Source organism: Methanobrevibacter arboriphilus JCM 13429 = DSM 1125, from assembly GCF_002072215.1.
Taxonomy (GTDB): domain Archaea; phylum Methanobacteriota; class Methanobacteria; order Methanobacteriales; family Methanobacteriaceae; genus Methanobinarius; species Methanobinarius arboriphilicus.
The window spans coordinates 40,576-54,636 of the sequence record NZ_JXMW01000001.1; the positions used below are offsets into that span (position 1 = coordinate 40,576).

The window sequence follows — 14,061 nt, forward strand, 5'->3', positions numbered from 1 at the left end:
ATTAAATTAATTTCATTAAATTAATTTTAAATTAGCTTATCAATAACCTCTTTAATAATTTCAACAGGTTCACAATCATCTGGAAGATCTATTAAAGGTTTCCCTTCAATATCAAATTTAGATACAATATCATCATCATGTATCAATCCAATTGTGTCTAAGCCTGTTTCTTTCGATTTTTCACATATCTCTTTTTCATTACCAGGTTTTACCCTATTTAATATTAAATAAATTTGATCAAATGATATTTCTAATTCTTTAGATAAATTTCCAACTCTTGAAGCTGTGTGCAATCCTCTTTTTGATGAATCAGAAACTACTAACATTGTATCAACACTTTGTGTTGTTCTACGGCTTAAATGTTCAAGTCCTGCTTCAGTATCAATCACGATAAAATCATAATTAGAGGAAATATTTTCTATAATCTTTCTAAGCATATTATTGACAGCACAATAACATCCACTACCTTCAGGTCTCCCCATCATAAGTAAATCAAAATCAGGTGTTTCCACAATTGATTCCATGATTTTATAGTCTAAAATATCCCATTTATTCATTCCAGAAGGAATTTTTCCTTTGTTGATGTCCTTCTTAAGATCTTCTCTTACATCACCAACACTCCTATCAACATCAATTCCTAAAGATTCAGGAATATTTGAATCAGGATCAGCATCAATAACAAGGAGATCTTTTCCTGTTTTAGATAATAATTTAACTAAGATGGATGAAACCAAAGTTTTACCAGTTCCACCTTTTCCACTAACAGCGATTATCAATTTATCACGCAGAGATTTAATTTATAGAAATTTAATCCATAGATATTTAATCTATAGAAATTTAATCTATAGAAATTTAATCTATAGATATTTAATTTATATCTATATTATTAAAATAATATCTAAATTATAAAATATCAATCTAATAAATTAGTTATTATTTCTTACTTTTTTTGATTATAACCTTTTCAGCATATATTTTTGCATTTTTAAAAATGACTTTAACTCCCCCTGACATAGGCATAGCCATTTCAGGAGCAGTAGCTACAGGTACAAATTCTTGACCCATAGTTTCATCTTGAGATACTAAATCTTCATCTTCAGAATATTCATCATCAACATCATCATCATCTGTGCCTAAGTTAGCAATTCTTTCAAGAATAGGGTGATCTTTATCCTTTAAAAATTCTTTTATATCATTAACAGATGTAGCATCTTCATCAGTAGCTATTTTATCAAACATATCATCTGGAATAAAACCTTCTAAAGAACTTTTAATTGAATTAGGCATCCAAACAATTCTTTCATATGCTCCATCAGCTTGTAAAAATTTAGGGGATCTCATATATTCTAAACTCAATCCAGTGAACCCTTCAACTTGCTTTCCACCAGAACATTGTCCAGCCATTGATGAAAATGGAATTCCTAAAGGAGTTTCACCAGAAAAATCCCTATCAACAATACCAATACCATCTAATTCAGGAATATAAAAAGCTACAGCTTCAAAACAACCACAGGAAGTATGAGGATATTCAAAAACACTATGAAGATATACTTTATCAGTTTCACCCTGAGTTTTTTGAGCTATTACTTCATTAACATTAGAATATTCGCCTTTAACATCGTCTAAAACTTCACCCTTTTCTATTTCGAAAATTGATCCATCAGGATCCATTTTAGCAGAAGCTCTACAATCAAACCAATTAATAGCCCCACATAAAGCAGTTCTATCAGGAGTCACAACACACATATGAGTAGGAGCAAATGATTGACACATTAAACACCCATAAAACACATCAACATCTTCATCAGATAATTCTCTTGCTCTTTCATCTCTTGCAGCATAAATATCATGAGCACCAGCTACAAATTCTTTAACATCTTCTTCATTAGTTAAAATTGTAACTGAAATTTCTTCAATAATTGGAAATTCTTCTTTAAATAATATTCCAAGAGCTTTAGCTAAATCTAAAAGTTTAAATCCAGAATCTAAAGCCTCAGTACTCACTCTACACCAAATTTGGTCTCTTTGGTTCAGATGCATAAATCCTTGAACATAGTTACATAAATCATGAGTTCTTCTTTCAATAACACCTTCAAGCTCTTTTTCAAGCTTTTCACCTTTAATATCTATTTTTATGCCAAATGGATAAACTTCACCTTTGGTCATTTCAGAAAGTTCTGGACCAATGACTTCAAATTTACCATCCGTTATAGAATCATCGACTTGAACAAGTTCTGCACCAATAGATTTGGGGCCTGCTAATTCTACAAACATATTAGCTGCACGTATTCTTTCACCTTCATGCATAGGACTTACATCAACAGGGATATCACTAAACATTTAATTCCTCCTCTATCAATTAAACATTAATATATGATTTTAATATTATATGATTTTATGATTTAATATTCGAGTTTATATTTCATTTATGATTTTATGATTATTATATTAATTTTTATTTATGGTTATTATATTAAGTTTTATTTATGATTTTTAAGTATTTAAACACTTTATTAGCATTTTATTAAGAATGTTTTATTAAGAATTATATTTAATCATTTTATTAAATAATAAAAATAATTGTAATAATATTAAAATGATATTAAGATAATATTAATAATAAATTTTAGTATAAATATTAATTTAATATAGATTACTAAAATTTAATACACATATTACTAGACTTTACAAATATTATTAAACTTTAGATAAACATTATTGACAAACATTATTAATAAACAAATATTATTAATAATATCCTAATGGGAAATTATCGATATATTAATAATATTAATATTTAATAATATTCTACTTTTCACTCATTTTTTCTAAATAATTCTCCCATTCTTCATCTTTCATATTAGGAAAAGATGCATCAGCATTTGAATGGAAATATTTACATATTGTCAAAGTTTTAAGGTGAGGTGCAAAGTGTTTTAAAGTAGAAAGCCCCTGAGAGGCTATATAATAAATACATCCTACAAACATTACTAAATCATGAGGTCCTTCACCCCTAATACCTTTCCACTCAGGATCTTTAAGTAAATTAGTTATTTCAACAATACCATAATAATTACTTTCAATTCCATTTTCATTAAAAGATTTAAAAGTATCAGCTGTTGTAACAATAGGTAAATCCCAAGCTTCAGCTATATCTTTAATAAGACCCATTAAAGGTTCATTTTTTGCATAAGGCCCAACAACAAACAAGGGACGCTTAGATTTACGAAGCATTAACTTTGCAGTTTCAGGAGTTGCAAGTAAAGCTTGTTTTGGTCCAGCAATAACTGTTGGTTGCCATGGAATAACTCTGTCATTCATTTAATCACCATTTATTCCCACATTCTTATTTTATTCCTATGTTCTATAATTACTCATAATTATAATTACTCATAATTGGTCAATTATTCTATATTCTATTCATTCTTCTTCAGGAAAGTCAAGAATTGATGGTTCCATAACTAATTCACGAGGTTCCCAATTATTTCTTTCTAAGATTTCCTTAACATCATTTTTATAAGTTATTGGAATATCTTTATCAGTACGAATATATTTATAAACATCTTCAGGAATCACACCAAAATATTTTTTGTTTAAATCTATATAATGGTTCAATTTAATTTGTCTTCCTTTATTAGTATCAGTAGGTCTAAGACAATTTTTAGCAATAGCTACTGTAGCTTCTTCTCTATTTTCAGCAGCGAATAATAGATGTTCTGGAGCAGGTTCACCTTTAATAACTTTTCCAGTTCTCATATCATTTAAATTCCAAACATCTTCTTTATCCGGTCTACCCAAATAGAGCCTTCTATATTTAGAACCATGAGGTCCTAAAACTACAGGAATACCCCATCTATTAACACCGGCTGCAATAGCCGCTGCTTTTTGTGAATAAGGCCCCCATGCAACCCCACAAGCACCTACTCTGTTTAATATATAATCAGCTATAACTTCAAAATTTCCTTCAAGTGGCTTTTTAGCAAAGATGTTAGCTATCTTAATAGCAACTCCAGATATATGAGAATTGGATACACAGGAACCTAGATTAACAAGACCTCTTGCATCAAAATCCCCACTATATTTTTCATATAGAGTTTTCCCTTCTTCATCTTTATACTCACCAATAGACATTGCTCCACATCCACTAGTAACCACAATATAATTCCTCTTTAAGAATTCTTCAGCCATTTTAGCAACTTCTTCCCCACCATTAGGATAATTAGTACATCCTACAAATGCTATAACACCAGGTATATCACCTAAAACAATTGGAGCACCTACACGTCTAACTTCAACATCTTGTATTGGACCTCTTCCTGCACGAATATTGAATTTTTGACTTTTAAGGTTGTTTTCACCAACTTTAGACATTAAATCCATAATTTTTATATCTTCAGGACATTCTTGTTCACAGCGACCACAAGTATAACAAATATCATTATTATACAATGATTCTACTGCATCAAGATCCCCTTTACCTGCAGAAGATACTGCATCCATTATAGGAAGATTATTAGGACAAACTCTTACACACCATTCACACTGAGTACATTTACTAGCTTCTTCTTGAATTTCATCCATATCAGGTAAAGTTTTAATAGATTTTCTGGATTTAGATAAACTTAATGAAAGTTTAGTAGCTACCTCACCGACTTTTTCAGGATCAAGAATAAGAGCTCCTTCAATTCTTTTATTTAGTATATCTGCTAAAATTGAGTCAACTTCATCATTTGTTCTGTCAGGTAATCCTAAACACATTTTATCCGTTGTAGCTATTAACGCAGTTCCAGTTTTTTGAGCTTCTTCAAGAACATCAGATCTTATACATTGTTCATCAACAACAACAACATCAGCAACACCACTTCTAAGGAATTTTAACTGTTTAGAAATAGGTCCAACAACCTTAGCCCTATTACTATATCGAGTTATATCAATAGCAGCACAACATATACCACAAATCTCAACATCATCTTCAAGATCATTATCTTCTAAATAATCAACAATTCCAGAACCAGGAGCAACATTATGACCTATACAAAGTATGACTGGTTTATCTCTATCAATTGACCCAATACCTAGTTCTATAAGAGAAGTATCTGGCTCACCTTTTGGTAAATTCAAAGCAGCTATTTGTGAAATATCTCCTATTTCCATTCCAATATGATCCATTAAACCAGCATGAAAAGCTTTAGATTCAAAATCAAGATGGTTACCTTCTTGTCCAGTGTGACAAGCAGAAAGTAAATGAAGGTTTTCTTCTTCCATGTAGGACATTGCTTCTCTAATATCACCTAATGTTTTAGGAGCTTTACCAATTAAAGTTCTTATAATTGGTGCTTCAATATCAATATTATTTCCAAAATCTACTGGATGATCTGGACCTACCTTGTGAATTAAATATTCAAGTAAGTGCCTACTATGAGCAGAATGTGCAGCAGCACCTATACAACATGTTAAAAGTGCAAATCTTCCTTGCTGAGCCTCAATATCAATACCACAAGCACCTTTTTTCCCAGTAAGATCACATTTTCCATAAGTACATAAACAACACATATCACAAAACGGAGCATAAAAAGGAGGATATCTTTCTAATAGTTTCATATCCCATGATCTTAAATCCGTAGCTGATGGTTTTAAAGTTGGACCAACAAAAGTTTCTTTATCTTCAGAAGCAGGAGAATTATCTTCTATAATTTCACCAAAAGAAAATTTTATATCTTTAGCTTTCCAAAAATCATCTTTAAACTCTTTAGGTTTAGTTGAATTAGGTGTCAAATTATCACAGCCCTTAATATTATTTTTTATACTATATTTAGTATTATTTTTATTATATTTTTTATTATATTTAGTTTATATATTTAGTATAATTTTTATTTTAGTATAATTTTTATCACTATATTTATTATTCTTGCTATAATTTTTATTTTTAATAATTCCAAATATAATTAAAATCTTATAAATTAAAATCTTATATATTAAAATTTTACAATACTGAAATCTTACAATATTAAAATCTTATAATGTTGAAGTCTTATAATATTAAGATTTTATAATATTGATTTTACAGTTGCAATTAATAATGATTTATAATGATATTTTATTTTAAATTTAAAGTATATATATTTTTTTGTATTAACAAATCGCAAATAAATCATACTATAATAAAATTGATATAAATTAAAAATAAAATCCTCTGGTTTAATAATATTATAAATAAAGAAAGTATTCATTTTTTAAATAGAATTATTAATTTTTCAATTGATTAAATCGAATTTGAGAGATGTAATTTTTTACACGGTTGATACATTTCATACTAAAAACACTTAATGAAGTGTAAAAAGCTTTAAATATCCAGATCTTTCAAAATGATGAAATATATGTTATGAAATGTAAGTTTTAAAGTTTTATAAAGCATTTTAATTTCAATATAAAAAAAATAACAATTGTCAAAAAATAAAAAATTAATCAAGCGAATTAACCAGTAAAATTATTTTAAACAACTTAAAATAAGATATAATCACTATAATATTAGTTTAGTAAGATAAAATTTAAATAAATACCTTCTGAATAAAATACAATCATTAACTAAGATACAATCATAAGATACACTAACTTGAATAAAATATTCTTTAAATAAAATATTATATAAATATAATGTTAATTAAATATATATCATTAATAGTATAAGTAATTTTCTATAATGTTGCTAAGATAACAAATTTTCTCCATAGCTAAGTTTATCATATTCAATAATAATAATAATAATAATAATAATAATAATAATAATAATAATAGTGATATTATTAATAATAGTAATAATAGTGATAATAATATTGATATTATTAATAAGAATTATATTATTAATAAGAATAATATTATTAATAGATATTATTATAAGAGATAATATTATTAATATTATTAGTATTAATATTAAAGTTATTAAATATTAAAAATGAAAATGAAAAAATGAAAATGGAGGTGTGCTTAATGGATAGATATCAAGGATGGAAATGGTATGATACAATACTTATAGCTATATTATTAATTGCATTTTTAATATGTATTATTATTTTAAAAGATATTGTCATGAGCATTGCTTGTTTACTTTTAATAGCAATCATAATTACATTTTTCTCAAAAGAAATAAATATAACCCTTGCAGATAGAATGATTAAGAAAGGAAAATATGAAAAAGCTTTAAAATATTGTAAAAAAGTTTTAAGAAAAGATCCGAATTATGTTTATGCTATTATTAAAAAAGCTGAAATATTTGAAGCGATAGAAAAACCAAAAGAAGCACTCCAACTTTATGATTCTGCTATTTCCAAAAATCCAAATAATAATATTCCTTGGGAAATGAAAGGCGATCTCTTAAAAAAATTAGGAAAGGAAAAAGAAGCAGAAGAATCTTTCAAAAAAGCAGAAATTTTAAAAAATAAAAAAATGGAGAAAAAATGGTATTATAAACTTATGAAAAAATTATGACTAGCTAATTTTTTAATTGATAATTAAAAAATATTTAAATTTAACCTATTTTTTAAATTTTATTAGTAATTTTATTAATATTAAAAATTAATCTAAGATGAATTGAGATTAACTAAGATGAATTAGGATTAACTCAAAATATCTTTGATTAATTAAAATTAATTTAAAATATTAAAATTAAATTAAAATATTCTTGATTTTTATTAAAACAAACTTTAAAATTATAATTTTTATTTTCTAAGATATATTTAAAAAGTAATACTTTTAATATTGAAATTTCAAAAAAAATATTACTATCAAAAGCTTTATATTAGGAATATTATATAAACATTGTTATCCAGTTAATATACAATGCAAAGAATGCTATATGAAACTTGGAATTTTAAAAAAAATAGTTTAGAGGAATATGAAGTAATACTTTACATAGGAAAATTAGAGTAAAAGTATTACTTGGGAGGAAATGAAAGTATGCATATACCTGACGGTTTTATACCATTGTGGCAGTGTGCTATATATTATGTGATTTTAATTATAGCAGTGTATTTCGCTAGTAAATGGGCGAAAAATAACCTTGATGAAAAACGAATTCCATTAATGGCAGTTTTAGCAGCAGGTATCTTCGCTATAATGTCTATGAACATGCCAATTCCATTTGGTACTAGTGGGCATATGGTTGGAGGTGCTTTAGTAGCGATAGTATTTATGGCACCAGAAGCAGCTGTTCTTGTATTTACAGTTGTATTAATTCTTCAAGCATTACTCTTTGGAGATGGAGGAATTACAGCTCTTGGTGCTAATGTTTTAAATATGGGAGTAATCGGAGGATCAGTAGGATTATTCACATTTAAAGGGTTAAAAAATTACATTGGAAAATATCCTGCAATCGGAGTTGCAGCATGGCTTGCAACATTTATATCTGCATTAGCATGTGCTGTTGAAATGGCACTTGCTGGAACATTCCCACTTGTTTTGGGTTTAACATCAATGGGAATATATCACGCATTTATTGGTATAATTGAAGCTGTTTTAACAATTATTGTAATAATGGCACTTGAAAAATTCAGGCCAGACTTATTAGCATGGAATAAGAGAGATTATTCAAATGGTGGAGCTGATTAGATGAAAAAAAAAGATAAATATCTAATTATAGTAGGAATTATTATATGTATTGTAGTTGCTGGTTTATCACCATTTATTGCATCTGGAGACCCTGATGGACTTGAAAAATCTGCAGAAGATGCAAATGTTGGTGAAGATGTTGCATATGCTTTTGTAGAATCACCATTCCCGGATTATACCATGGGAGATAGTGTTTTTGGTGAGATATTTGCCTTAGTTCTAGGTATTATAATAACACTGTTATTAGCATTTGGAGTGGCATATCTCATTAAAAAAAACAAAGCATAGATTAAGTTAGTTTTATACTAACTTATTTTTTATTTTAAAAAACTTAAATTTTAGAATTTTACTTAAATTCTTTATTAAATTTTTTATATAATAATTTTACTTAAATTTTTTAAAAAAATTTTTAATTAAAAATTTAAATAAAAGTTTATTGAAAGTTTAATAAAAAATTTTAATATATTAAAATAGAAAAATTTTAATATATTAAAAAGAAAAGAAGCTTTATAAAAATAAATTTTATAAGACAATTTTAAGTTGAGATAACTTTTTTTACAGAAAAAAATATTTTATTTTGATTATCCGGAGAACATTTAATGAATATTAATGAAACTTTAGATTTAGAGTCTTTATCATCTCAACATTCTATTGTCCATGATTTAGAAGGTAGAATAAAGCTTATTGCTGTTTTAATTATTATAATATACACAGTTTTTTCTACTCAATTATTAGTTCCATTAGTTCTAGAAATATTTTTATTAATAATGATATTTCTAGCTAAGCTATCTTTTAAGAATTCTTTTATGAGAATAGCTCTACTTTTACCATTTGGTGGATTTATTATATTATTTCAACCATTTATCCATCCAGGAGATATAATATGGCAAAGTCCTATTTCATGGATACATATTACCCAGTCAGGATTGAATTGGGCTATACTCTTAGCTTCTAGGTTAATTGTATGTTTAACTAGTATTGTATTACTATCTTCAACAAGTCCTATGCAAGAAATTGTTCAATCACTTAGAAAATTAGGTATGCCTAGAGATTTAGCTATGATTTTAAGTATTATGGTTAGATTCTTATTTATTTTTGTTGATGAACTTCAATCCATTCGTAAAGCTCAAAAATCAAGAAATTTTGATATTCATAGTAAACTGACACCATATAAATGGAGAGTAAAACAGGTAGGATATTCGATAGCTATGATGTTTTTAAAAGCATATGAAAAAGGAGAAGCAACATACTCAAGTATGGTTAGTAGATGTTTTTCTGATAGTTCTGATTTGTATCATGTGAGAAAAAAAATAAATAAATCAGATTATATTTATATATCAACAATCATTAGTATTATAATTATTTTACAAATTTTAGTAACTTTTTATCCAGACTATTTAGGATATTTAGGTGTTGTTTTGTACAGATAGATAAAGAAGGAAGATTATAAAATGAAAGAAACAGTTTTATCAACTGAAAATTTAGGATTCATATATCCTGATGGTACAGAAGCAATAAAAAACATTAATATCTCTATTGAAAAAGGAGATAAAGTAGCGGTTATTGGATCTAATGGAGCTGGAAAATCAACATTATTTTCACACTTTAATGGACTTAGTGAGCCTACAGAAGGTATAATAAAAATTAACGAACAACCAATTGTTTATAAAAAGAAAGAATTGATGAAAATTAGACAAAAAGTAGGAGTTGTTTTTCAAAAACCTGATGATCAACTTTTTGCACCTAGTGTTATAGAAGATGTGGCTTTTGGGCCAATGAACTTAGGATTATCTTTAGAAGAAGTAGATAAAAGAGTTAAAGAATCTTTAGAAATGGTTGGAATGACAGGTTTTGAGAATAAACCTCCTCATCATTTAAGTGGTGGGCAGCAAAAAAGAGTATCCATAGCAGGAGTAATAGCAATGCGTCCTGAAATTATGATACTTGACGAACCTACAGCAGGTCTTGATCCTCAAGGTGTAGAACAAGTTTTAAAGATTTTAAATGATTTAAATAAAAATGGAATGAGTATTGTTATATCTTCACATGATGTAGAAATGATAACAGAATTTGCAGATAAAATATTTGTATTACATCATGGAAAAATTATAAATCAAGGAACTACTGAAGAAGTCTTTGCAAATCACAAATTTTTAATAGAAGCTCATTTAAGACCTCCAAAATCATCTGAAATATTACATAGATTGAAAAAAAAAGGTTTAAATGTGGATATGAAGCTAACAACAAAAGATGCTTGTGATGAAATACTAAAAGCAAAAATGAAAAGCCAAAACAATATTTAAGATCAAAGCAACATTTAAAAGTCAAAATAACAATTAAAATTAAAAACATTTAAAATTTAAAATAACAATTAAAGATCGAAAAATATTAAAAACTCAAAAGAATATTTAAAAATAAAAATATTTAAGTTTAATACTCATTTTAATCTTAATGTTCATAGTACAGGTTCCATTTTTTTCATCAATAAACCCATAAATATGATTAACATAGGGAAAAAGAAAATATAAATAATCAGAATAATATTGCTTGGAATTACATCTCCCATTACAGTAGAAGCTGCCATTAACATTATCAAGAGGATTACAGGGCCTAATATAGCTATGAATGTATATATCATTATGAAAGCATTCAGTTTTTGAGAATAATCTTTTAATTTTATTCGAATATCATAAGAAATATCTTCAGCAATTATATTAAGATTTGAAGAAAGATTCCCTCCAGTATTCATAGTTCCAATAATCTGCTGAATTATTCTATTTAAACCATCAGAAGAAGTTCTATTAAATAAGTTAGTCAATGCTCTTTCAGTAGTTTCACCATACTTGATTTCTTCAATAACTATTGAAAATTCATGAGATAACAACCCATAATTTGAGTTAGCTATTGAATTTATGACATCATGTAAACCTTTACCTGATCTTAACTCAGTAACCATTTGTCGAACTGCATATGGTAATTCATTAGATATTTCAGTCTTACTTTTATCTTTATTCCTCTTTGGAAAACTAATAATCCAAAACATTACTAAGCTTAATAAAATCAAGATAGCTAAAGCTACTTCAAAACCTAAAAATACATAACTAAATATTATACAGACTAATAAAAGTGAGATTAGAATCAATAAAAATAGTTTTATATTAATAAACGGTATAGAGATAGAACCTATTTTTTTATTATCAAAGACTTTATTTAAATTTCCATCTATAAAATTAATTTTTATATTTTCAGTTCTTGAGTTTCTTTTTATTATAGAACTTCTAATATTTTCAAAGAAAGTATTATTAATATTTTTTTTATATAAACTTTCTTTAGCTAAATATTTTTTATTTAAGTCTTCTTTATCTAAATATCTTTTATCTAAGCCTTCTTTAACTAAATCTTTTTTATATAAATCATTATTATATTTATTTATTTTAGCATAGTTATTTATGTTATTATGTCTATTTATATCAGTTAAATTATTATTTAAGCCATCAACATCCTCATTATTTGAATAGCTATTATTAAAGTTTTTATTCTGTGAATTATGATTAAGAACTTTTTTATTAATTTCATCACAAATTCCTTTTGTAAGTGTAAAAAATAAAAAAAGAATATTTCTAAAAATTACAAAAATTTTAAAAGTTAAATTAAATAATACTATACATTTGCCTGTTAAAGAAATGAAAAAGCTTTTTAAAATAATATCCACTCCTAATCTTGATATTATAATTTTGGTAAATCCATAATTTAAGCTTCACAATTTAATCATTTGATATATAATCAAGGACATTGAAAGGGTTTAAATAGTAATTACCTATAAATTTATTTAATTCATGAATATTTCTAATATTATTATTAGATAAAAAATTTAAAACTCGTTTTCTTTTATCTATTTCATCAAAAAGATCTTTAACTTTGATTCCTTTAATATCTGCAATTGTCTGCAATGTATTACAGGAGATAGAAACATTTTCTATTTTATCATTTTTTGAATTCCAATTGAAAATTTTATTCAATTGAATAGTACCTTCTTCAATACCAACAACTTCAACAACCTCAGTTACTCTTCGAACAGAAACACCATCAGAGCGATATATTCTATTTTGCATTATTATAAAATCAATAGCTGAAATCATTACTTTTGGAACATTCATAGGAGCATTCGTAAGTCGAGTTATGGTTTCACGTGAACTATTAGAATGAAGTGTTCCAAATCCAGAATGCCCAGTATTAAGTGCTGTAAATAAAGTTATTGCTTCTTTTCCTCTAACTTCACCTACGATTATTCTGTCAGGCCTTTGCCTTAATGAATTTTTAACTAAATCGTCCATTGTTAGTTCACCTTTATTTTCAATGTTAGAATTTCTTGTTTCCATTCTTAAAACATGCTGATGAGGTATTTGAAGTTCAAGTGTGTCTTCAATAGTAATTATTCTTTCCCTAGGATTTATAAATGCAGCTAGAGAATTTAAAGTCGTTGTTTTTCCTGAGCTTGTTCCACCAGAAATAATAGTATTAGCAGGTTTTACTCCTAATCCATCTACGCATAACCATAAAAATGCAGCTAATTCAGAGTTCAATGTATTTTTATTAATAATATCTATAATAGTTAAAGGATCTTTTTTAAACTTTCTAATAGTAAGAGATGGGCCATCAGCAGAAATTGGAGGAATTGTTGCATTAACTCTTGAACCATTCTCAAGCCTTGCATCCATTATTGGAGATTCTTGATCTATTCTTCGATTAACTTGACGAGCTATTGAATCGATTACTGAAAGAATTTCTTCATCTGTTTTATATATTAGATTTGACTCCATCATACCATAATCCCTATGATAAACAAAAACAGGCTTATTAATACCTATTATCATTATCTCTTCAAGTTCATCATCACTTATCAATGAATCAAGTTCACCATATCCAATAATTTCTTTAAAAAATTTATTAGCTAATTTATCAACGCCTTCATTGGAAAAAGTTTTACCTGAACCATTTTTAAAAGTATTATGTTTAGAATTTAAGTCATTATCATTGTGGTTCATCTTATTAGATGGAATATCATAACTTAAGTAATCGTCAACATTCTCTTTATTTTTAATAATACTACTTGTTAAAAAATCTTTAATATGATCTAATAATTCTTTTTCATTAATTCTGAAATTTTTACCTGAAGACACAGCTTCATCAACAAGATTATCCCTTAAATCTTCTAATAAAAATTTTTCTGTTTCTGAAAAATCTGTTTTTAATAACTCATATTTTGGTATTGTACTATTACCATTATTTCTAAAATTATTATTTAAATTCTCATTTTCTTTATTAATAGGCATAATTTCACCTTTGATTATATTAGTAACAATAAATAATAAATATATACTAATAAATATACAATATAAATTAAAATAATAATCATTATAATTAATAATAAAATAATATTATTTATTATTACTATAA

General features: G+C 26.3%; 11 protein-coding genes. 5 read left to right on the plus strand and 6 right to left on the minus strand.

Going from position 1 to position 14,061, the window contains the following annotated elements; translation table 11 throughout:
- Positions 1–26 precede the first annotated feature (26 nt).
- The 4 genes from MBBAR_RS00205 to cdhA all read right to left on the minus strand — a co-directional run bounded on the left by MBBAR_RS00205 (position 27) and on the right by cdhA (position 5,775).
- Complete coding sequence (locus MBBAR_RS00205) at positions 27–776, minus strand: ATP-binding protein (RefSeq protein ID WP_080459285.1); 750 nt, start codon at positions 774–776, stop codon at positions 27–29.
- 157 nt (positions 777–933) lie between these two features.
- Positions 934–2,340 (minus strand): CO dehydrogenase/CO-methylating acetyl-CoA synthase complex subunit beta, encoded by a 1,407-nt coding sequence (cdhC, locus tag MBBAR_RS00210; RefSeq protein ID WP_080459286.1) that lies wholly within the window; start codon positions 2,338–2,340, stop codon positions 934–936.
- 468 nt (positions 2,341–2,808) lie between these two features.
- On the minus strand, positions 2,809–3,321 hold the full coding sequence (gene cdhB / locus MBBAR_RS00215; RefSeq protein ID WP_080459287.1) for a CO dehydrogenase/acetyl-CoA synthase complex subunit epsilon: 513 nt from the start codon (positions 3,319–3,321) through the stop codon (positions 2,809–2,811).
- Between the two features lie 99 nt (positions 3,322–3,420).
- The gene (gene cdhA / locus MBBAR_RS00220; protein ID WP_080459288.1) at positions 3,421–5,775 is read right to left on the minus strand and encodes a CO dehydrogenase/acetyl-CoA synthase complex subunit alpha; all 2,355 of its coding nucleotides are present in this window, start codon (positions 5,773–5,775) and stop codon (positions 3,421–3,423) included.
- A 1,212-nt stretch (positions 5,776–6,987) separates the two neighbouring features.
- Here cdhA and MBBAR_RS00225 point away from each other — a divergent pair.
- From MBBAR_RS00225 to MBBAR_RS00245, 5 genes are all read left to right on the plus strand, one after another.
- Positions 6,988–7,485 carry a tetratricopeptide repeat protein gene (locus tag MBBAR_RS00225; RefSeq protein ID WP_080459289.1) on the plus strand — a complete coding sequence of 166 codons (498 nt, stop codon included), beginning with the start codon at positions 6,988–6,990 and terminating at the stop codon, positions 7,483–7,485.
- A 468-nt stretch (positions 7,486–7,953) separates the two neighbouring features.
- Entirely contained in the window at positions 7,954–8,604 is a 651-nt protein-coding gene (gene cbiM, locus MBBAR_RS00230) for a cobalt transporter CbiM (protein ID WP_080459290.1), read from the plus strand.
- Complete coding sequence (locus MBBAR_RS00235) at positions 8,605–8,892, plus strand: PDGLE domain-containing protein (RefSeq protein ID WP_080459291.1); 288 nt, start codon at positions 8,605–8,607, stop codon at positions 8,890–8,892.
- A gap of 311 nt (positions 8,893–9,203) precedes the next feature.
- A complete protein-coding gene (gene cbiQ / locus MBBAR_RS00240; protein ID WP_080459292.1) occupies positions 9,204–10,034 on the plus strand; it encodes a cobalt ECF transporter T component CbiQ in 831 nt (276 codons plus the stop codon).
- Between the two features lie 21 nt (positions 10,035–10,055).
- The gene (locus tag MBBAR_RS00245) at positions 10,056–10,907 is read left to right on the plus strand and encodes an energy-coupling factor ABC transporter ATP-binding protein (protein WP_080459293.1); all 852 of its coding nucleotides are present in this window, start codon (positions 10,056–10,058) and stop codon (positions 10,905–10,907) included.
- A gap of 152 nt (positions 10,908–11,059) precedes the next feature.
- Here MBBAR_RS00245 and MBBAR_RS09950 read toward each other — a convergent pair whose 3' ends face one another.
- Complete coding sequence (locus MBBAR_RS09950) at positions 11,060–12,316, minus strand: type II secretion system F family protein (protein WP_143746077.1); 1,257 nt, start codon at positions 12,314–12,316, stop codon at positions 11,060–11,062.
- A 52-nt stretch (positions 12,317–12,368) separates the two neighbouring features.
- On the minus strand, positions 12,369–13,937 hold the full coding sequence (locus MBBAR_RS00255; protein WP_080459294.1) for a CpaF family protein: 1,569 nt from the start codon (positions 13,935–13,937) through the stop codon (positions 12,369–12,371).
- Positions 13,938–14,061 lie beyond the last annotated feature (124 nt).

Coding starts and splice junctions, on each gene's coding strand:
- MBBAR_RS00225 (WP_080459289.1), top strand. CDS start 6,988: ATGGATAGATATCAAGGATGGAAATGGTATGATACAATACTTATAGCT.
- MBBAR_RS00245 (WP_080459293.1), top strand. CDS start 10,056: ATGAAAGAAACAGTTTTATCAACTGAAAATTTAGGATTCATATATCCT.
- cbiQ (WP_080459292.1), top strand. CDS start 9,204: ATGAATATTAATGAAACTTTAGATTTAGAGTCTTTATCATCTCAACAT.
- cdhC (WP_080459286.1), bottom strand. CDS start 2,340: ATGTTTAGTGATATCCCTGTTGATGTAAGTCCTATGCATGAAGGTGAA.
- MBBAR_RS00255 (WP_080459294.1), bottom strand. CDS start 13,937: ATGCCTATTAATAAAGAAAATGAGAATTTAAATAATAATTTTAGAAAT.
- cbiM (WP_080459290.1), top strand. CDS start 7,954: ATGCATATACCTGACGGTTTTATACCATTGTGGCAGTGTGCTATATAT.
- MBBAR_RS00235 (WP_080459291.1), top strand. CDS start 8,605: ATGAAAAAAAAAGATAAATATCTAATTATAGTAGGAATTATTATATGT.
- cdhB (WP_080459287.1), bottom strand. CDS start 3,321: ATGAATGACAGAGTTATTCCATGGCAACCAACAGTTATTGCTGGACCA.